Here is a 19,359-nt window from a genome sequence, read left to right on the forward strand (position 1 = left end):
CTGCCGCGCATGGTTCGTTTCTTCATCGACCGGCCGATCTTCGCCTGGGTGATCGCCATTGCGGTAAGCCTGCTCGGCCTGCTTGCGATCCTGATCCTGCCGGTGGACCGCTACCCGCAGATCGCCCCGCCCACCATCACCATCCGTGCCACCTACACCGGTGCCTCGTCGCAGACCGTGGAAAATGCGGTCACCCAGGTCATCGAGCAGTCGCAGCAGAGCCTCGATCACCTGATGTACATGACCTCGACCAGTGCCTCCGACGGCTCGGCGCAGGTCAACCTGGTGTTCGCCACCGGCACCAATCCGGATACCGCGCAGGTGCAGGTGCAGAACCAGCTGCAGGCGGCCATGGCCACGCTGCCGCAGGCGGTGCAGCAGAACGGCCTGACCATCACCAAGTCCAGTGGTTCGATCTTCGAGGTGCTGTCATTCACCAGCGAAGACGGCAGCATGGACAACTTCGATGTTGCCAACTTCATGGAAGCGCGCATCGACGACCAGATCAGCCGTGTCAGCGGTGTCGGCAACATCCAGCCGATCGGCCAGGAGTACGCCATGCGCATCTGGCTGGACCCGGAGAAGATGCGCCAGTACGCGTTGATGCCCTCGGACATCGAGAGCGCGCTGCAGGCGCAGAACACCGATGTCTCGGCCGGTGAACTCGGCGGCCAGCCGGCGCTGAAGGGCCAGCAGCTCGATGCCACGGTGACCGCACGCAGCCGCCTGCACACCCCTGAGCAGTTCGCGCAGGTCGTGCTGAAGGCCGACGCCAACGGCAGCGTGGTGCACCTGGGCGACGTGGCGAAGATCGGCCTGGGGCCGGAGAGCTACGACAGCATCAGCACCTTCAACGGCAAGCCGTCTGCGTCGCTGGGTATCGAACTCAATGCCGGTGCCAACGCCATCGCCGTGTCAAAGGCCATCGATGCACGGCTTCAACAGCTGCAGAAGTATTGGCCGCATGGCTACACCGCCCACGTGGCGTTCACCACCACGCCGTTCGTGACCATCTCGCTGAAGGAAGTGGTGATCACCCTGATCGAGGCGATCATCCTGGTGGTGCTGGTGATGTACCTGTTCCTGCAGAACTGGCGCGCCACCCTGATCCCGACCATCGCAGTGCCGGTGGTGCTGCTGGGCACGTTCGGCGTGCTGGCCGCGTTCGGTTATTCGATCAACACGCTGACCATGTTCGCGCTGGTATTGGCCATCGGCCTGCTGGTGGACGATGCCATCGTGGTGGTGGAGAACGTGGAACGGGTGATGACCTTCGAAGGGCTGGCGCCGAAGCCGGCGACGCTGAAGGCGATGGGCCAGATCACCGGCGCGCTGGTCGGCATCGTGCTGGTGCTGACCGCGGTGTTCCTGCCGATGGCGTTCTTCAGCGGTGTCACCGGCGTGATCTACCGCCAGTTCTCGGTGACGATTGCGGCAGCGATGATCCTGTCGGTCCTGGTCGCGATGACCATCACCCCGGCACTGTGCGGCAGCATCCTGCACCAGATTCCCAAGGGCGGGCATCCGCACGGCGACCACGGCGGCGAGCCGAGCCTGCTGGGCAAGTTCTTCATCTGGTTCAACCACCGCTTCGAGCGCACCTCCAACGGCCTGCGTCATCGCGTGGATGGTTTCCTTGGCCGGCGCACGCTGGGCGTGCTGTTCTACCTGGTGCTGAGCGTGGCCACCGGCCTGCTGCTGTGGCACCTGCCGGGTGCATTCCTGCCTGATGAGGACCAGGGCATGCTCAACGCACTGGTCAAGCTACCGGCCGGCGCCACGCTGGAGCAGACCCGCGCGGTGATGGATCGCCTCAGTGCGGTGGCGGTGAAGGACGACAGCGTGCTGTCGATCCAGGCCACCGCCGGTTTCAGCGTGACCGGCAGCGGCCAGAATGTCGGCCAGGCCTTCATCCGCCTGAAGGACTGGGATGACCGCAAGGACGACGCCGATACCATCGCCGCGCGGTTGACCAAGGCCATGGCCAGCGTGCCCGATGCGCAGGTGTTCATCACCTCGCCACCGGCCATCCTCGGTCTCGGCGATGCGGGCGGTTTCACCCTGGAGCTGCAGGACGAAGGCGGTGCCGGCCATGCGGCCGCCGTGGCTGCGCGCAACACATTGCTGAAGGAGGCCGCAAGGGATCCAAAGCTGGTCAACGTGCGCTATGCCAGCCTGGAGGACGCGCCGGTATACGCAGTGAAGGTGGATGACGCCAAGGCGCAGGCGATGGGCGTAAATCCGCAGGACATCAATGACACCTTGAACGCCGCGCTGGGCGGCGACTTCGTCAACAACTTCATCTACAAGGGCCGCATCAAGAAGGTCTTCATCCAGGGCACCGCCGAAGCGCGCATGCAGCCGCAGGACATCGAGCGCTGGAGCGTGCGCAACCAGGCCGGGCAGATGGTGCCGCTGTCATCGCTGGTCAGCGCGCACTGGTCCAGCGCACCGGCCGCGCTGCAGCGCTACAACGGCATCTCGGCGATGGAGATCACCGGCCAGCCGGCGCCAGGCGTCAGCTCCGGCGAGGCGATGGCCGAGATCGCGCGCCTGGCCGATACGCTGCCGGAAGGCTTCAGCCACGCGTGGTCGGACATGGCCTACCAGGAACAGCTGTCGGGCAACCAGGCGCCGATGCTGTACGCCATCTCGCTGCTGTTCGTGTTCCTGTGCCTGGCCGCGCTGTATGAAAGCTGGGCGGTGCCGTTCGCGGTGATGCTGGCGGTGCCGGTGGGCGTGTTCGGCGCGGTGCTGATGATGAACCTGCGCGGCCTCAACAACGACGTGTACTTCCAGGTCGGCCTGTTGACCACGATTGGCCTGGCGGCCAAGAACGGCATCCTGATCGTCGAGTTCGCGCGCATCCTCGAACAGCAGGGCAAGAGCACCCGCGAGGCGATCCTGCAGGCGGTCTACCTGCGGCTGCGGCCGATCGTGATGACCTCGCTGGCCTTCCTGATGGGCGTGCTGCCCCTGGTGTTCGCCACTGGCGCCGGTTCGGCCGCGCGCCGTTCACTGGGCACCGGCGTGGCCGGCGGCACTGTCGCCTCGATGGTGCTGGGCATGTTCTTCGTGCCGTTGTTCTACCTGCTGGTGCGGCGCCTGTTCCCGGGGCGCGCACCGGGCGAAGTCACTGCCCAGGAGGCAAGCCCATGAAGCCGATGCTGCTGCGCGCCCTGGCGGCCGCGACGATGACCGCTGTGCTCGGTGGCTGCGTGAGCATGGCGCCGCGTTACCAGCGCCCCGAGGCGCCGGTGCCGGTGCAGTTCGGCAATGCCGCCACTGGCGAGGCTGATCCTGCGCTGGCGATGCCGGCATGGCGTGAGGTGTTCCTCGAACCGCGCCTGCAGCAGGTGATCGCGCTGGCGCTGCAGAACAACCGCGACCTGCGCGTAGCGGTGCTGCAGGTGGAGAAGGAACGCGCGCAGTACCGCATCCAGCGTGCGGCGCTGCTGCCGCCGGTGGATGCCAGCGGCAGCGTCACCCGTTCGCGGGTCAGCGATGCGAACAGTGAGACCGGTGCCACCCAGGTGACCGAATCCGACGCGGTGCAGGTCGGCATCAGCAGCTGGGAGCTGGACCTGTTCGGGCGCATCCGCAGCCTGAAGAACGAGGCCCTGCAGAACTGGTTGGCCAGTGCCGAGAACCAGCGTGCGGCGCGCACCAGCCTGGTCGCCGAAGTGGCGACGGCGTGGCTGGCGCTGGCGGCCGATGGGCAGTCGCTGGCATTCACGCAACAGACCCTGGACAGCCAGCAGCAGACTCTGCAGCGCACCGAGGCCCGCCATGCGCAGGGGCTGGCCTCGGGGCTGGACCTGTCGCAGGTACAGACCAGCGTGGAAGCCGCGCGCGGAGCGCTGGCCAAGCTGCAGACGCAGCAGGCGCAGGATCGTGATGCATTGCAGCTGTTGGTGGGGGCGCCGCTGGATCCGGCCCTGCTGCCCACCGCGCAGACGCTGGATGGCAGCGTCGCGCTGGCACCGCTGCCCGCCAACCTGCCTTCCAGCGTGTTGCTGCAGCGCCCGGACGTGTTGTCCGCCGAGCACGCGCTGCAGGCGGCCAATGCCGATATCGGCGCCGCGCGCGCCGCGTTCTTCCCGACGCTGACATTGACTGCCAACTACGGCCACAGCTCCACCGCGTTGTCGACGCTGTTCTCGGCTGGTACCCGTGGCTGGTCGTTCGCGCCAAGTATCACCGCGCCGATCTTCCATGCCGGCGCACTGAAGGCGTCGCTGGATGCCTCGAAGATCGGCAAGGACATCGGCATCGCGCAGTACGAGAAGGCGATCCAGCAGGCTTTCAGCGAAGTGGCCGATGCGCTGGCCACGCGTGATCACCTGACCGCGCAGATGGACGCGCAGCGCGCGCTGGTCGCTGCCAGCCAGCGCAGCTACACGCTGGCCGATGCGCGTTACCGCACCGGGCTGGACGGCTACCTGCAGTCGCTGGACGCACAGCGCAACCTGTATGCCGCGCAGCAGGACCTGATCGCGTTGCAGCAGCAGGAGGCGGGCAACCGGGTGACCTTGTTCAAGGTGCTGGGCGGCGGCGCCGACGCACGGTAACGCGATCTGCTCTGGTAGGTGCCGACCTTGGTCGGCACGAATCATCAGATCGCGACACTCCATGCTTCCGTGCCGACCAAGGTCGGCACCCACCAGGGCAGATTCATGTGCCGACCAAGGTCGGCACCCACCAGAAGCGGACGGTCCCGCGTTACGCCACGCGTCCCCGGCGTGCGCGCTCCAGATGCACCAGCAGCAGCGAGATCGCCGCCGGCGTCATGCCGGGAATCCGCTGTGCCTGGCCGATGGTCTGCGGGCGTACGCGCTCCAGCTTCTGCAGCGCCTCGGCCGACAGCCCGCGCACCGTCGCGTAATCGAAGGCTTCAGCGATCGGCGTGGCTTCGTGCCGCTGCTGGCGCTCGATTTCCTCGCGCTGGCGGTCCAGGTAGCCGGCGTACTTCACGCCGATCTCCACCTGTTCGGCCACTTTGGCGTCGGCTACCGCCGGGCCCAGCGACGGCACCTGCATCAGCTGTGCGTAATCCAGTTCAGGACGCTTGATCAGGTCCAGCACGTTGGTTTCGCGGCTGACCGCCACGCCCAGGGTGTCCTGCACTTCGCGGCCCAGCGCATTGGCCGGGGTTGCCCACAGTGCACCCAGGCGTGCGCGCTCGGCGGCGACGGCGGCCTGCTTGGTCTCGAACGCGTTCCAGCGGCGGTCATCCACCAGGCCCATCTCACGGCCGGCCGGAGTCAGGCGCTGGTCGGCATTGTCCTCGCGCAGCTGCAGGCGGTACTCGGCGCGACTGGTGAACATGCGGTACGGCTCGTTGGTGCCGTGGGTGATCAGGTCATCCACCAGCACGCCCAGGTACGCCTCGTCGCGACGCGGGCACCAACCGTCCAGCCCACGCACCTGGCGTGCGGCGTTCAGGCCGGCCAGCAGGCCCTGCGCGGCGGCCTCTTCATAGCCGGTGGTGCCGTTGATCTGGCCAGCGAAGAACAGGCCGTTCACCAGCTTGGTCTCCAGCGAAGCCTTCAGCCCACGCGGATCGAAGAAGTCGTACTCGATCGCATAGCCGGGGCGGGTGATGTGCGCGTTTTCGAAGCCGCGGATGCTGCGCACCATCTCCAGCTGCACGTCGAATGGCAGCGAGGTGGAAATGCCGTTGGGGTAGATCTCGACGATGCCCAGGCCTTCGGGTTCGACGAAGATCTGGTGGCTGGCCTTCTCGGCGAAGCGCACCACCTTGTCTTCGATGGACGGGCAGTAGCGCGGGCCGATGCCTTCGATCTGGCCGCTGTACAGCGGCGAGCGGTGCAGCGCGTCGCGGATGATCTGGTGGGTCTGTTCGGTGGTGTGGGTGATCCAGCAGCTGACCTGCTGCGGATGCTCGTCCACCGAGCCGAGGAAGGACATCACCGGGCGCGGCGTGTCGCCCGGCTGCTCGTCCATCACGCTGTAGTCCAGCGAGCGGCCATCGATGCGCGGCGGCGTGCCGGTCTTCAGGCGGTCGACCTGGAACGGGCGCTCGCGCAGGCGCGCGGCCAGCGTGGTGGCCGGCGGGTCGCCCATGCGGCCGGCGGCATACTGGGTCGGGCCGACATGGATCTTGCCGGCCAGGAAGGTGCCGGCGGTCAGCACCACGGCTTCCGCGTCGAAGCGCAGGCCGGTCTGGGTGATGACCCCGCGCACGGCGTCGCCTTCGATGACCAGGTCATCGACGGCGGCCTGGAACACGGTCAGGTTGGCCTGGCCTTCAACGATGGCGCGGATCGCCATGCGGTACAGGTTGCGGTCGGCCTGGCAGCGGGTGGCGCGCACGGCCGGGCCCTTGGAGGCATTGAGCGTGCGCCACTGGATGCCGGCGCGGTCGGCGGCATGCGCCATCGCACCGCCGAGGGCATCGATTTCCTTGACCAGGTGGCCCTTGCCGATGCCGCCGATGGCCGGGTTGCAGCTCATCGCGCCCACCGTTTCGATGTTGTGGGTCAGCAGCAGGGTGCGCACGCCGGTGCGGGCCGCGGCCAGCGCGGCTTCGGTGCCGGCGTGGCCACCGCCGATGACGATGACGTCGTAACGATGGAAGGACGGGTTCATGGGGGCTGTTCAGCTGGGGGCGGGCGCGGCCGGGGGGCGGCGCCGGGGTGGCGATTTTAGCGCCATTCGGGGCCGGGACGCCGGTGCAGGCCGGTTGGCGGCGAAATCAGCCCTAAAGTTGGCAGGATTTTTGCAGATAACCCAATAGCACCCACCGTGGCTGGCGCCGTAGGCGCCCGTGACCGGAATTGGAACAGGGGCCGGTACAGGCGCACGGTGGGGGAGCAGAGGGCCGGCAGTCGGGGGACTGTCCGGCCCTGTTTTTTTGGGCTGTCGGGAAGGCGCCATCCACGCATGGCGTGGATCTACTGAAGCTGGGGCCTTCGCCGGTCGGCGACCCGACAAAACAGACGGCCCCGCATTGCGGGGCCGTCTGCCTTCAGAGGTGCCGACATCCGACAGGGCCGGAACAGGGGGGATCCAGATGTTCCTGTCGGATATCGACGTAGAGCTTTTTGCGGCGGCCCGTGTCGTTTTTGTCACTTTGTGACGCGGGCCGTCACTGTCCGCGTAGATTGCGGCTTAGACCGTGTGAAATGCAAGACGGTTCAGCGCTCAACTGTGCGCTGCGTCGCACGATCCATGTTGCGCCAGGGGGAACCGTTCATCCTCGGCGCACTCGGTGCCGGTGCCGGACGGGCCTGCGGCGGGGGCGCCGACGGCTGCGCGTTCGACTGCGGCGGACGGCGCATCGAGTCCATGTTCCGCCACGGCGAACCACCGTTGTACGACGGTCGCGACGGCGGCGGACGGTGCTCGCCACCATTGCCCGGGCGCGGCGGCGGGCGATGGTTGTGCGGCGGGCGGTAGATCGGGCGCGAGTAATACGGATTGCCGTAGCCGCCGTAGTAGCCGCCATAGCCACCGTAGTAGGGGCCGTAGTTGTAGGGATAGCCGGCTGGGTAGCGGTACTCCACCGACGGCGCACCGTGGTAGTAGCTGCCGCTGCGGCCGCCGCCGACATAGTCGTAGGTGGTGCAGCCGGTCAGGGCCAGCAGCAGGCCACCGGCAAGCATCAGGCGCATTTTCATGGTGGGTCCCCCCAGAGGACGGGTGTGCAGTCAGCTTCGGGCGCCAGCATTGAATCGGCCCTTAATTCCGCCGGCCAGGATGAATGGAGGCGTAGGGCTGCATGCTGGCATGACCTGTGTCCCGGTCGCCAGCGCGAAGCCATACGTTAATCTTGCGTCATGAGCGATTCACTGTTGCCCCGCGCCGATGACGTCCTGCTTGCTGCGGCGAGGATCGCCCCGCACGCCAGCGTGACGCCGGTGCTGCGCTCGCGCACGCTCGATGCGCTGGCCGGCGCGCAGCTGGCGTTCAAGGCCGAGCACCTGCAGCGCGGTGGCGCATTCAAGTTCCGTGGTGCCTGCAATGCGGTGTGGTCGCTCGATGCCGATCGCGCCAGTGCCGGTGTGGTGACCCATTCCTCCGGCAACCACGGTGCCGCGCTGGCCCTGGCCGCGCGCACCCGTGGCATTCCCTGCCATGTGGTGGTGCCGGAAGGGGCGGTGGCGGCCAAGCTGGCCAACATCGCCCGCCACGGCGCCACGCTCTGGCGCTGCCCGCCGACCATCGCCGACCGTGAGGCCACCTGCGCCAGGGTGCAGGCCGATACCGGCGCGACCCTGGTCCATCCGTATGCGGACCCGGCGGTGATGGCCGGGCAGGGCACGGCGGCCTTGGAACTGCTGCACAGCGACGGTCCGTTCGATGTGCTGGTGGTGCCGGTGGGCGGCGGTGGCCTGGCCAGCGGTACCGCGCTGGCCCTGCAGCACGCCAGTCCGCACACGCGGCTGGTGCTGGCCGAGCCGGCCGGTGCCGATGACACCGCGCGCTCGCTGGCCGCTGGCGTGCGCCAGGGCGCGTTCACCCCGGACACGGTCTGCGATGGCCTGCGCACCCTGATCGGTGCGCCCAATTTCGAACTGCTGAGTGCCGCCGGTGCCGAGGTGATCGTGGTCGATGACACTGCGACCATGGCCGCAATGCGCCTGCTGTGGGAGGTGCTCAAGCAGGTGGTCGAGCCATCCTCGGCCACCGTACTGGCCGCGGTGCTGGCACAGCCGCAACGTTTTGCCGGCCTGCGCGTGGGCCTGGTGCTGTCCGGCGGCAACGTCGACCTGCCCGCGTTGCGCTGGGGGGCGCCATGAGCCGCGACCGCCATCGGCCTCGCACCGGCCTGCTGGGCTGGCTGTGGCGGCTGTTTGTCCTGCTGGTGATCTGGCTGCTGGGTGTGACTGCCTGGATCGTCTGGGTCGGCGAGCGCGACCAGGCCGCCAAGGCCGATGCCATCATCGTGCTGGGTGCGGCCGCCTATGACGCCAAGCCATCGCCGGTGTTCGAAGAACGTATCCGGCATGGACTGGACCTGTACGAGGCCCAGTACGCGCCGCTGCTGATCTTCACCGGCGGCTATGGCGGCACCGGTGCGCGCTTCTCCGAATCGCAGGTGGCGCGGCGTTATGCGCTCAAGCATGGCGTGCCGGACGATGCGATCCTGATCGAAACCGCTTCGCGCAACACCGTGCAGAACCTGGTCGAAGCCAAGCGCCTGATGGACCAGCGTGACCTGCACCGGGTGATCATCGTCAGCGACCCGCTGCACATGGCGCGCGCGCTGCGCCTGAGCAAGGCACTGGGCATCGATGCGCTGGCCTCGTCGACGCCCAGCACGCGCTTCCGCAGCTTCCACACCAGCTGGCGCTTCCTGGTGCAGGAAATCTATTTCTTCCACCGCGACCTGGTGCGCCCGCCGCTGAGCTCGCCGGCCAATACCTGAGGCGGAAGCCTGCATTGGGTGGGTGCCGACCTTGGTTGGCACAATCTGTCAGATCGCGATGCCGCCGGCACTGTGCCGACCAAGGTCGGCGCCTACCAGAGCGGGTTCCGTGCATGAATTGGTAGTCGCCGTCCGTGGTTGGCGCATGACCTGCGGTCGCTCGATCAGGTCTGCTTGCGCCGGATCGGAATCGCCGACACCGGCACCGAGGCCACGTCATGCCCGCCTTCGCGGATCGGTGCGCCCGGGTCCGGTGCCCAGGCGTGGGCGTAGATCACTTCCCAGCTGCTTGGCAGCTTGCCGTCGGCGCGCCGCATCGGTTCATACGCCGATGCCGCCGCCGCGAAACGGCTGCGCCCGGTCAGCGTATGGCGGCGGTCCACCCGCGCGTTGGTCGCGCCCATCGCGCGCAGTTCGCGCATCAGCGACGGCAGGTCGTCGTAGGTCAGGGTAAACAGATCGCGGTCCAGCACCGGGTCGCGGAAGCCGGCCATCATCAGCGCATCGCCGAACTGGGCGATCTGCGCGAAGCGGCTCACGTGCGGGCGGTCATCGGCGGCCGCGAAGGCCTCGTTGAGTTCGATCAGGGTTTCCGGGCCGAAGGTCGAGCACAGCAGCAGGCCACCGGGCTTGAGCACGCGACGGAAGCCTGCGAACACCGCCGGCAGGTCGTCCACCCACTGCAGGCACAGGTTGCTGAAGATCACGTCCACGCTGTTGTCGGCCAGCGGCAGCGCAACGGCATCGCCGCACAGGCGCTGGAACGGCTTCCACCAGCCGGCCTGGCGCTTGGCCTGGTCCAGCATCGGCAGCGCCACGTCCAGCGCGATCACCTGCGCCTTCGGCCAGCGCTTCTTCATCAACGCGCTGGCGTGGCCGGTGCCGGCACCGATGTCAAGCACCACCTCGGGCTTGCGCGCCTCCAGGTAGTCCAGCGACTCGATCAGCCGCGACTGCACCTCGCGCTGCAGGGCGGCGGCAGCGTCGTAACTGGTGGCGGCACGCGCGAACGCGCGACGAACATGGCGGGCATCGAAGTGGGACGGCATTGCGAAAGTCTCTTAGAACGTACCGGGGTAGGCGCCGCCGTCGATCAGCAGGTTCTGCCCGGTGAGGTAACCGGCCTGCGCACTGCACAGGAAGGCGCAGGCGGCGCCGAACTCGTCCGGCGTGCCGAAGCGGCCGGCGGGAATCTGCTGGCGCCGGCGTTCGGCGACTTCACCGGCGTCGCCGTCCTTGCCCGCAGTGTGGGCGAAGTTGGCGCGCAGGCGGTCGGTATCGAACTGGCCGGGCAGCAGGTTGTTGATGGTGACGTTGTGGGCCACGGTGCGGCGCGACAGGCCGGCGACGAAACCGGTCAGGCCGCTGCGCGCGCCATTGGACAGCGCCAGGATGTCGATCGGGGCTTTCACCGCCGATGAGGTGATGTTGACGATACGGCCGAAGCCGCGTTCGATCATCGCGTCGACGGTGGCGCGGATCAGCGCGATCGGCGCCAGCATGTTGGCGTCCAGCGCGGCAATCCAGTCGTCGCGCTCGAAATTGCGGAAATCGCCGGGCGGCGGGCCACCGGCGTTGTTGACCAGGATGTCCACCTGCGGGCATGCGGCCAGTACCGCCGTGCGGCCGGCCTCGGTGGTGACATCGGCGGCGACGGCGCGCACCTCAGCAGCGCCGGGCAGGGCGCGCAGCTCTTCGGCGGCGGACTGCAGCGCAGCGTCACCACGGGCCACGATCACCACGTTGACGCCTTCGCGCACCAGCGCACGCGCGCAGCCCAGGCCCAGCCCCTTGCTTGCGCCGCAGACCAGTGCCCAGCGGCCGTTGATACCCAGATCCATGCGTCAGTCCTGCGGAATTCGGAAGGCGCTCATTGTCCGCCATCGGCCGGTGACAGGCCGGCAACGAAGTGTTGCAGGGCGGCGGCCACTTCGTCGGCATGGCCGAGGAAGGGCGCATGTCCGCCGTGGGCGATGGTCAGTGCCTGCGCGCCCGGGGCCAGTGCCGCGGCGGCCTGCATCGCCGCCGGTGAGACCAGCCGGTCGCGCTGGCCGGCGATCCACAGGCTGGGTTTGCCCAGCGTTGGCAGTTCGCCGCGCAGATCGGTGCTTTCCAGCAGGCGCAGGCCTTCCAGCAGGGCGCGTTCGGTAGGCGCACCGCGCTCGACCAGCCGCTGCCGCAGCGTGCGCAGCTCCTCGCGGGCGTGTGCCGAGCCCATCACGTCCAGCGCCAGGAAGCGTTCCAGCGTGCCGCCGAAGTCGGTGGCCAGCTCACGCCCGAACTGCTCGAACACCGCCGGCTCCACCGCGTGCGGCCAGTCTTCGCCACGCACGAAGCGCGGCGTGGCGGCGATCATCGCGAGGCCGCGCACCTTCGGCAGCGTTGCCGCTGCGTGCAATGCGAACAGGCCGCCCAGCGACCAGCCGCACCACACCGCCGGCGGTGTGGCCGCGGCAATGGCACTGACCACGAACGGCAGGCGCAGCGGCGTGGTGTCCTCGCGGCTGTGGCCATGGCCGGGCAGGTCGACCCGATGCAGGGTGAACTGGTCGGCCAAGCGCTGCACCAGCGGCGCGAACACACCGCCCTGCAGGGCCCAGCCGTGGATCAGTACCAGGTCCGGCCCACGGCCGGTGACGTCAATATGCATGGGCAACGACACGGAACTCAGGCAAAAGCGGGCAGCGGCGGTGGTGCGGCTTCACGCACGGCCAGGGTCACGCGATCGCGCGCGCTGGCGATGGCGTCCACCAGATCGCGCACCTGTTCCGGCGTGTGCAGCGCGGACAGCGTGACGCGCAGGCGTGCCTTGCCTTCCGGCACGGTCGGCGGGCGGATTGCACCGACCAACCAGCCGGCCTGTTCCAGCGCCGTAGACATCGCCACGGCGGTGTGGTCATCGCCGCAGAGCAGTGGCTGGATCGGTGTCTCCGAAGCCATCAGGTCAAGGCCATGGCGACGCGCTTCACTGCGGAACAGCGCGATCAGGTCGGTCAGCTTGGTGCGACGCCAGTGGTCGCGGCGCGCCAGGCGCACTGCTTCAAGCGCAGCGGCGGCCATCGCCGGTGGCACGGCGGTGGTGTAGATGTACGGTCGCGCGGTTTCGGCCAGGTGCTCGACCAGATCGTCGCGGCCCAGCACCAACGCACCGGAACCGCCCAAGGCCTTGCCCAGCGTCACCAGCTGCAGCGGTACGTCGTCCACGCCCAGCCCGGCGGCGGCCACGGCACCACGGCCATCACCGACCACGCCGACACCGTGCGCATCATCCACATAGAACAGCGCCTGCTGCAGGCGTGCCACAAGCGACAATGCACGCAGCGGTGCGATGTCGCCATCCATGCTGAAGACACCATCGGTGGCCAGCATGGCCGCGCCATCGGGCGCGTGCTTGAGCTGACGCATTGCGCCTTCCGGATCCAGGTGCGGATAGCGGCGCAGACGTGCACCGGCCAACCGGGTCGCATCGAGCAGGCTGGCGTGGTTGAGCTTGTCTTGTACGCAGACATCGTTCTCTTCGCTCAGCAGTGCCTGCTGCACCGCCAGATTGGCGGCGAAGCCACTGCCGAACAGCAGTGCGCGCGGGTAGCCCAGCCACTCGGCCACCTCGCGTTCCAGCGCCTCATGCAAGGCATGATGGCCGCAGACCAGGTGCGAGGCACCGGCACCGGCGCCTTCGCGCGCAGCGGCGTCCTGCAGCGCGTTGACCACGCTGAACTGCTGCGCCAGGCCCAGGTAGTCGTTGCTGCAGAAGCCGGTCAGCCACTGGCCGTCCACTTCCAGGCGCACGCCATCACGACGGGTGACCGTGCGTCGCGGGCGGCGACGGCCTTGGGCATCGCGCAGAGCGCGCTGGGCGTGGAGGCGGGCGGTCAGGTCGGGGCGGGCCATGGTGGCTGAATGCGTCGACGGGGCGGCTAGGGTAGCGCGTTGCCGCGGCGCCTGCTTGCGGCCCGTCTCAGGCCGCGTGAGCGCGGCCGCAGCCGGGCGTATCGGCACTGATATCGGCGTGCACGGTACCGCCGTGGTCGTGGCCTTCGGCATCCACCTGCACCGCCATCGGCTGCAGCCCCAGGCGCGCGAACAGGGCCAGGTCGCGCTCGCTCTCCGGGTTGCCGGTGGTCAGCAGCTTGTCGCCGTAGAAGATCGAGTTGGCACCGGCCACGAAGCACAGCGCCTGCAGTTCGTCACTCATGGCTTCGCGCCCGGCCGACAGCCGCACCATCGAACGCGGCATGGCGATGCGGGCCACCGCGATCATGCGCACGAACTCGAACGGGTCCAGCTCGGCACTGCCATGCAGCGGCGTGCCCGCCACCTGCACCAGCTTGTTGATCGGCACCGAATCCGGATGCGCCGGCAGCGTGGCCAGTGCCAGCAGCAGGCCGACGCGCTGCGCGCGCGTCTCGCCCATGCCGACGATGCCACCGCAACAGGTTTTCAGGCCTGCATCGCGGACGTGCTCCAGCGTATCCAGACGGTCCTGGTACTGGCGCGTGTGGATGATCGAATCGTAGTAGTCCGGCGCGGTGTCGAGGTTGTGGTTGTAGTAGTCCAGGCCTGCATCTTTCAGCGCACGCGCCTGCTTGCCGCTGAGCATGCCCAGCGTGGCGCAGGTTTCCAGACCCAGCGCCTTCACCCCGGCGATCATCGCCGCGACCTTCGGAATGTCTCGATCCTTCGGCGAACGCCATGCGGCACCCATGCAGAAGCGCGATGCACCGGCGGCCTTGGCCTGGCGTGCCTTGGCCAGCACCGCGTCGGTCTCCATCAGCTTCTGCGCGTTCACCCCGGTGCTGTAGCGCTGCGCCTGCGGGCAGTACGCGCAGTCTTCCGGGCAGCCGCCGGTCTTCACCGACAGCAGCGTGGACACCTGCACCTGCGATGGGTCGAAGTGCTCGCGATGGACCGCTGCGGCGCGGAACAGCAGCTCGGGGAACGGCAGATCGAACAGCGCCTGCAGTTCGTCGTGTTGCCAGTCGTGGCGGATGGCAGCAGCCATGGCGGGACCTTGGGTACGAGTGGAGCGAGGGCGGCAGTGTGGGTGGCTCGACGAAGGCTGTCAACCATATGTATTCTAATTTGGTTTACTGTCCGTTCGTGCAGTCGAGCATCGACCGAAGCGCCGCATTTCACCGCATGCTGCAAGGCGTCCAGCCACAGTGTCTGCTGCCCAACGCAAGCGCTGGCGCGCAGACTCTCTCCCATGATTGGTCTTCACCGACTCCGCGGCCGCATCACCGCGCTGGTTCTCAGCGAGGCCTGGCGCCGCCGTGCCGCGCTCTGGGGTGGCGCTGTGGCCGTGGCGCTGGTGGCCATCCTGTTCGCCAAGGCCAGCGACGCGGCCTTCCATCTGTTCCAGCGCATCACCTCGCTCTCGCCGTGGTGGGCGTTGCTGCTCACGCCGGGCATCTTCGCGCTGCTGGCCTGGTTGACCTCCGGCGTGCTGAAGCCCACCCGTGGCAGCGGCATTCCGCAGGTCATCGCCGCACTGGACAAGCCGGACGACTCGTTCCGCAGATCCAATCTTTCGCCAGCAGTCTCGGCCGGCAAGCTGTTGCTGACGTCGTTGTCGCTGCTTGGTGGCGCGTCGGTCGGGCGCGAAGGTCCCACGGTGCATGTGGGCGCCAGCCTGATGTACCTGTTCGGCCGCTGGTTCGGCTTCAAGGATCCCCGCGAGCTCTCGCACTTCCTGCTGGCCGGTGGTGCGGCGGGTATCGCGGCGGCGTTCAACACGCCGCTGGCCGGCATCGTCTTCGCCATCGAGGAGCTCAGCGGTCGTTTCGAGCATCGCTTCTCAGGCAACCTGCTGACCGCGGTGATCGTCGGTGGCGTGGTGTCGCTGGGCCTGTTGGGCAACTACACCTACTTCGGCCATGTGAGCGCACGCCTGCCGCTCGGCCAGGGCTGGCTGGCAATCCTGCTGTGCGGCGTGGTGGCGGGCCTGCTGGGAGGCCTGTTCGCGCGTGCGGTGCTGGCCAGTGCGGCGGGCCGCCCGCGCTGGCTCGGGCAACTGCGGCAGCGGCATCCGGTTCTGTTGGCCGCAGGCTGCGGCCTGGTGGTGGTACTGCTCGCCCTGGTCTTCGGTGAAGGCGCGTTCGGCACCGGCTACGAGCAGGCGCGCAGCCTGGTGCAGGGGCAGGCGGTGGTCGGTCACGAGTTCGGGTTGATGAAGCTGCTGGCCAATCTGGCCTCGTACGTGGCCGGTATTCCTGGTGGCTTGTTCTCACCCGCGCTGGCGGTCGGCGCGGGACTGGGCCACAACCTGGCGGTGCTGATGCCGGGCGTGGACCCGCGCGCGTTCGTGCTGCTGGGCATGTGTGCTTACCTGACCGGCGTCACCCAGGCGCCACTGACCTCGGCGGTGATCTCGCTGGAGCTGACCGACAGTGGTGATCTGCTGCTGCCGATCCTGGCCACGGTGCTGATCGCCCGTGGCGTGTCCGGGCTGGTCTGCCGGGTGCCGATCTACCGTGGGTTGGCGGAGTTGTTGATGGTGCCCCGTGCGCCAGACGTCGCGGGGGGCACCGATCCTGGAGCGCGGACCTGAGGCAGGCTCATGTGCGCTGCCGCAGCCAGGCCACCAGTGCCGAGAACGCGGGCGATGGCTGGCGTCGGTTCGGGTAGTACAGGTGGTAACCGGCGAAGGGCACGCACCATTTGTCCAGCACGGCCACCAAGCGCCCAGCCGCCAGATGCTCGGTGACCAGTGGTTCGGGAACATAGGCCAGCCCCAGACCGTCAAGCGCGGCGTTGATGACGTGAGTCATGCTGTTGAACACCAGCGGTCCCTCCCCGCGCACGCTGAACTCCTTGCCCTTGTCCTCGAATTCCCAGGCGTAGATCGATCCGTTGGGACGGTGGCGGATGTTGATGCAGCGGTGGCGGGTGATGTCGGCCGGCTTCTTCGGCTTCGGGTGCGCGTCGAAGTATGCAGGTGAGGCCACTACGACCAGCCTCCAGTCCGGACCGACACGAACTGCGATCATGTCCTTGCTCAGCGCCTCACCCAGGCGGATGCCGGCGTCGAAACGCTGCTCGACCACGTTGGTGAACCCGTAGTCCACGTAGAACTCCAGCGTGATGTCCGGGTACGCGGCCAGGAAGCCAGCGAGACGCGGGCGGATGATCATCTCGATCGAATCGTCGGTACAGGAAATCCGCAGTGTTCCGGTCGGGGTGTCGCGCAGTTCGCCCAGTGCCTCGATGCTGGCGCCGATGGCCGCGAAGTGAGGGCCGATGGAGTGCATCAAACGCTCACCGGCCTGGGTGGGCGACACATTGCGGGTGGTGCGGGCCAACAGGCGGATGCCCAGTCGCTCTTCCAGCAGGCGCATCGAATGGCTCAACGCCGAAGGAGTGACGCCGAGGCGCGCAGCTGCCTTGGTAAAGCTCTGTTCCTGCGCGACAACCAGGAAAGCCTGGAGATCATTGGATTTCACGAAGGCCATGGCGCTGCATCGTTCGGAGGCATGGCCGAACCCTAGCACGGACTTGTGAGCACAGTTCAGTAATCCATCAATCGGCAGGTGGATTATCACGGCATGCCCGCCCGCCTATCGTGGCGCCCTGCATCCTCCTCCAAGGCCACGACCATGAAGCGCACCCCCCTGCTGCTGGCGTTGATCACCAGTGCATTCGCCCCGTTGACCGTGATGGCCGCCGATGTTCCTGTTGCGGTAACGCCGGCGGGCGCGGACAACTTCTACAGAAGCGTCGATGTATCCGGCGAGCGTGTGACGTTCCGCAACCAGTACCAGATGAGCATAGTGGGTACGTTGTACCGCCCGAAAACCCGGCGCGGGAATGAGCACGCCCCGGCGATCATCGTCGGCCACCCAATGGGCGCGGTGAAAGAGCAGAGCGCGCAGCTGTACGCGCAGAAGCTGGCCGAGCAGGGCTTTGTGACGCTGGCGATCGACCTGCCGTTCTGGGGCGAAAGCCAGGGTGAGCCGCGCAATCTGGTGGCCCCGGAGATCTATGTGGAAGCCTTCAGCGCTTCGGTCGACTACCTGGGGACGCGCGAGTTCATCGACCGGGAGCGCATCGGCGTGCTCGGTATCTGCGGCAGCGGCAGCTTTTCCATCGCCGCCGCCAAGCTGGACCCACGGCTGAAGGCCATCGCCACCGTCAGCATGTACGACATGGGCGCGGTTACACGCAATGGCCTGAAGCATTCGCAGAGCGCAGACCAGCGCAAGGCACTGCTCGAAAAAGCCGCCGAGCAGCGCTACACCGAGTTCGATAGTGGCAAGGGCATATTCCTCGATTATCTGCCGGCCACGCTACCGCCCGATGCAGACCCGGTCACCCGTGAATTCTGGGATTTCTATCGCACCACGCGCGGCGCCGCCCTTCCCAGGGGCTACACGCTGGAACAGACCCAGAACCGCATGCTGACCAGCGAAGTACGCTTCATGAATTTCTATCCGTTCAACGACATCGAAACGATCTCGCCACGTCCCATGTTGTTCATCGCCGGCAGCGAAGCGCACTCCCGTGAATTCAGCGAAGACGCCTACCGACTGGCGGGTCAACCCAAGGAGTTGTATATCGTGCCGGGAGCCGGCCACGTGGATCTGTACGACCGCACCGATCTGATTCCGTTTGCGAAGCTGGGCAGCTTCTTCAGGCAGAACCTGGAAGAACGCTGAGATGAGTGCTGCGATCGCATCCAACGCAACGGCGGAAAGCACTCCTGCGCGTGCGCATTGGGGCGGTGTGCTGGCGATGACGCTATGCGTGTTTTCTCTCATCGCTTCGGAGTTCATGCCAGTCAGCCTGCTCACGCTCATGGCCTCCGATCTGCGCGTAAGCGAAGGCATGGCCGGCTACGGCATCGCCATCTCAGGTGTGTTCGCGGTGCTGACCAGCCTGTCGATCAGCCGCGTGGCGGCTCGCATTGACCGCAGGACACTACTGCTGTCGTTGACCTCGCTGATGGCGGTCTCCGGCGCGGTGGTGGCATGGGCCAACGGCTATGCGATGTACATGGCGGGCCGCGCGCTGATCGGCATCGTCATCGGTGGCTTCTGGTCGATGTCCGCCGCCACCGCCATGCGACTGGTACCTGCGGCACAGGTGCCACGCGCACTGGCGATCTTCAACGGGGGCAACGCATTGGCAACTGTGATTGCCGCGCCGCTGGGGAGCTGGCTGGGCGGTGTGATCGGTTGGCGGGGTGCCTTCCTGTGCCTGTTGCCCATAGCGGCCGTCGCACTGGTGTGGCAATGGCTGAGCCTGCCCCGCATGCCGGCATCGCCCGTCGCCGCGACCGACAGTGTGCTGGGCTTGCTCAAGCACCGCGTCGTGCTCCTCGGCATGGGGGCCTGCGGCGCATTCTTCATGGGGCAGTTCGCACTGTTCACTTATATCCGGCCGTTCCTGGAAGCCGTGACCCATGCTGGCAGCACCGCATTGCCATTGATGCTGCTTGCCATTGGCGCGAGCGGCGTTGTCGGGACGCTCGTCATTGGTGTCTTTCTCGCGCGTGGTCTGTACAGGACCCTGATCGCAATCCCCGTACTGATGGCAGCTGTGGCTGTAGCGCTGGTGCCACTGGGCGCATACGCATGGCCGGTGGTTACGCTGCTTGCCATCTGGGGCTTCCTCGCCACCGCGGCGCCGGTGGGCTGGTGGAGCTGGGTCGCGCGGACCTTCACCGGCAATGCCGAGGCCGGTGGCGGATTGATGGTCGCGGTAGTGCAGTGCTCGATCGCGCTGGGCTCCACCCTGGGGGGACTGTTGTTCGACAGTCTCGGCTATGCCATCAACTTCATGGCCAGCGCCGGCGTCCTGCTGGTCGCCGCACTGTTGGCTTGGCGGACGGCAAAACTGGCTGCTCTGCTCCTGTAGGGCGCGCGCCACAACTGTGGGGCGACAGCGGTCTGCACGATCTGCCGATAGGCACGTTCCATTGCTCGGATAATCAGGATCAATCATTTCGTATCTTCACTCCTGCAGTG

Annotated in this window: 15 protein-coding genes; 7 read left to right on the top strand and 8 right to left on the bottom strand. The window is 67.4% G+C overall.

Annotated features, from left to right (window positions below; translation table 11 throughout):
- Positions 1 to 9 precede the first annotated feature (9 nt).
- On the top strand, positions 10 to 3,159 hold the full coding sequence (smeB, locus tag AC13FN_RS04295; protein ID WP_482984568.1) for a multidrug efflux RND transporter permease subunit SmeB: 3,150 nt from the start codon (positions 10 to 12) through the stop codon (positions 3,157 to 3,159).
- Complete coding sequence (smeC, locus tag AC13FN_RS04300; RefSeq protein WP_478413038.1) at positions 3,156 to 4,571, top strand: multidrug efflux transporter outer membrane subunit SmeC; 1,416 nt, start codon at positions 3,156 to 3,158, stop codon at positions 4,569 to 4,571. The genes smeB and smeC overlap by 4 nt, the downstream gene beginning before the upstream one ends.
- A gap of 151 nt (positions 4,572 to 4,722) precedes the next feature.
- Here smeC and mnmG read toward each other — a convergent pair whose 3' ends face one another.
- Together mnmG and AC13FN_RS04310 are read right to left on the bottom strand one after the other, a co-directional pair.
- A complete protein-coding gene (gene mnmG / locus AC13FN_RS04305) occupies positions 4,723 to 6,612 on the bottom strand; it encodes a tRNA uridine-5-carboxymethylaminomethyl(34) synthesis enzyme MnmG (RefSeq protein ID WP_043399815.1) in 1,890 nt (629 codons plus the stop codon).
- Positions 6,613 to 7,160: 548 nt separating this feature from the next.
- Positions 7,161 to 7,643: a hypothetical protein gene (locus tag AC13FN_RS04310; RefSeq protein WP_049435791.1), complete on the bottom strand. Its 483-nt coding sequence runs from the start codon at positions 7,641 to 7,643 to the stop codon at positions 7,161 to 7,163.
- 159 nt (positions 7,644 to 7,802) lie between these two features.
- Here AC13FN_RS04310 and AC13FN_RS04315 point away from each other — a divergent pair, with 159 nt between their 5' ends.
- Complete coding sequence (locus AC13FN_RS04315) at positions 7,803 to 8,765, top strand: pyridoxal-phosphate dependent enzyme (protein WP_217014540.1); 963 nt, start codon at positions 7,803 to 7,805, stop codon at positions 8,763 to 8,765.
- Positions 8,750 to 9,394: a YdcF family protein gene (locus tag AC13FN_RS04320; protein WP_049480113.1), complete on the top strand. Its 645-nt coding sequence runs from the start codon at positions 8,750 to 8,752 to the stop codon at positions 9,392 to 9,394. The genes AC13FN_RS04315 and AC13FN_RS04320 overlap by 16 nt, the downstream gene beginning before the upstream one ends.
- 164 nt (positions 9,395 to 9,558) lie before the next feature.
- On the opposite strand, the gene bioC is transcribed toward AC13FN_RS04320, so the two are convergent.
- The 5 genes from bioC to bioB form a co-directional block, all read right to left on the bottom strand.
- Complete coding sequence (gene bioC / locus AC13FN_RS04325) at positions 9,559 to 10,443, bottom strand: malonyl-ACP O-methyltransferase BioC (protein WP_217014538.1); 885 nt, start codon at positions 10,441 to 10,443, stop codon at positions 9,559 to 9,561.
- A 12-nt stretch (positions 10,444 to 10,455) separates the two neighbouring features.
- A complete protein-coding gene (locus AC13FN_RS04330; RefSeq protein WP_217014536.1) occupies positions 10,456 to 11,235 on the bottom strand; it encodes an SDR family oxidoreductase in 780 nt (259 codons plus the stop codon).
- Positions 11,236 to 11,264: 29 nt separating this feature from the next.
- Positions 11,265 to 12,044, bottom strand: a complete 780-nt coding sequence (bioH, locus tag AC13FN_RS04335; protein WP_482984569.1) for a pimeloyl-ACP methyl ester esterase BioH — start codon at positions 12,042 to 12,044, stop codon at positions 11,265 to 11,267.
- A 17-nt stretch (positions 12,045 to 12,061) separates the two neighbouring features.
- The gene (gene bioF / locus AC13FN_RS04340; protein ID WP_217014534.1) at positions 12,062 to 13,285 is read right to left on the bottom strand and encodes an 8-amino-7-oxononanoate synthase; all 1,224 of its coding nucleotides are present in this window, start codon (positions 13,283 to 13,285) and stop codon (positions 12,062 to 12,064) included.
- Positions 13,286 to 13,352: 67 nt separating this feature from the next.
- A complete protein-coding gene (gene bioB, locus AC13FN_RS04345; RefSeq protein ID WP_043399796.1) occupies positions 13,353 to 14,396 on the bottom strand; it encodes a biotin synthase BioB in 1,044 nt (347 codons plus the stop codon).
- Positions 14,397 to 14,600: 204 nt separating this feature from the next.
- On the opposite strand from bioB, the gene AC13FN_RS04350 reads away from it, so the two are divergent.
- On the top strand, positions 14,601 to 15,944 hold the full coding sequence (locus tag AC13FN_RS04350) for a chloride channel protein (RefSeq protein ID WP_482984570.1): 1,344 nt from the start codon (positions 14,601 to 14,603) through the stop codon (positions 15,942 to 15,944).
- 7 nt (positions 15,945 to 15,951) lie between these two features.
- On the opposite strand, the gene AC13FN_RS04355 is transcribed toward AC13FN_RS04350, so the two are convergent.
- Positions 15,952 to 16,845, bottom strand: coding sequence for a LysR family transcriptional regulator (locus AC13FN_RS04355; protein ID WP_217014530.1), 894 nt, complete (start codon positions 16,843 to 16,845; stop codon positions 15,952 to 15,954).
- A gap of 144 nt (positions 16,846 to 16,989) precedes the next feature.
- Here AC13FN_RS04355 and AC13FN_RS04360 point away from each other — a divergent pair, with 144 nt between their 5' ends.
- Together AC13FN_RS04360 and AC13FN_RS04365 are read left to right on the top strand one after the other, a co-directional pair.
- Positions 16,990 to 18,048 (top strand): alpha/beta hydrolase, encoded by a 1,059-nt coding sequence (locus AC13FN_RS04360; protein ID WP_054172734.1) that lies wholly within the window; start codon positions 16,990 to 16,992, stop codon positions 18,046 to 18,048.
- Between the two features lies 1 nt (position 18,049).
- Entirely contained in the window at positions 18,050 to 19,249 is a 1,200-nt protein-coding gene (locus AC13FN_RS04365; RefSeq protein WP_482984571.1) for an MFS transporter, read from the top strand.
- The last annotated feature ends 110 nt before the right edge of the window (positions 19,250 to 19,359 follow it).

Source organism: Stenotrophomonas sp. 115C5 (genome assembly GCF_056861055.1).

What these genes read in the sequence shown, in the direction of transcription:
- smeB (WP_482984568.1), top strand. Translation starts at nt 10, where the DNA reads ATGGTTCGTTTCTTCATCGACCGGCCGATCTTCGCCTGGGTGATCGCC.
- smeC (WP_478413038.1), top strand. Translation starts at nt 3,156, where the DNA reads ATGAAGCCGATGCTGCTGCGCGCCCTGGCGGCCGCGACGATGACCGCT.
- mnmG (WP_043399815.1), bottom strand. Translation starts at nt 6,612, where the DNA reads ATGAACCCGTCCTTCCATCGTTACGACGTCATCGTCATCGGCGGTGGC.
- AC13FN_RS04310 (WP_049435791.1), bottom strand. Translation starts at nt 7,643, where the DNA reads ATGAAAATGCGCCTGATGCTTGCCGGTGGCCTGCTGCTGGCCCTGACC.
- AC13FN_RS04315 (WP_217014540.1), top strand. Translation starts at nt 7,803, where the DNA reads ATGAGCGATTCACTGTTGCCCCGCGCCGATGACGTCCTGCTTGCTGCG.
- bioC (WP_217014538.1), bottom strand. Translation starts at nt 10,443, where the DNA reads ATGCCGTCCCACTTCGATGCCCGCCATGTTCGTCGCGCGTTCGCGCGT.
- AC13FN_RS04330 (WP_217014536.1), bottom strand. Translation starts at nt 11,235, where the DNA reads ATGGATCTGGGTATCAACGGCCGCTGGGCACTGGTCTGCGGCGCAAGC.
- bioH (WP_482984569.1), bottom strand. Translation starts at nt 12,044, where the DNA reads ATGCATATTGACGTCACCGGCCGTGGGCCGGACCTGGTACTGATCCAC.
- bioF (WP_217014534.1), bottom strand. Translation starts at nt 13,285, where the DNA reads ATGGCCCGCCCCGACCTGACCGCCCGCCTCCACGCCCAGCGCGCTCTG.
- bioB (WP_043399796.1), bottom strand. Translation starts at nt 14,396, where the DNA reads ATGGCTGCTGCCATCCGCCACGACTGGCAACACGACGAACTGCAGGCG.
- AC13FN_RS04350 (WP_482984570.1), top strand. Translation starts at nt 14,601, where the DNA reads ATGATTGGTCTTCACCGACTCCGCGGCCGCATCACCGCGCTGGTTCTC.
- AC13FN_RS04355 (WP_217014530.1), bottom strand. Translation starts at nt 16,845, where the DNA reads ATGGCCTTCGTGAAATCCAATGATCTCCAGGCTTTCCTGGTTGTCGCG.
- AC13FN_RS04360 (WP_054172734.1), top strand. Translation starts at nt 16,990, where the DNA reads ATGAAGCGCACCCCCCTGCTGCTGGCGTTGATCACCAGTGCATTCGCC.
- AC13FN_RS04365 (WP_482984571.1), top strand. Translation starts at nt 18,050, where the DNA reads ATGAGTGCTGCGATCGCATCCAACGCAACGGCGGAAAGCACTCCTGCG.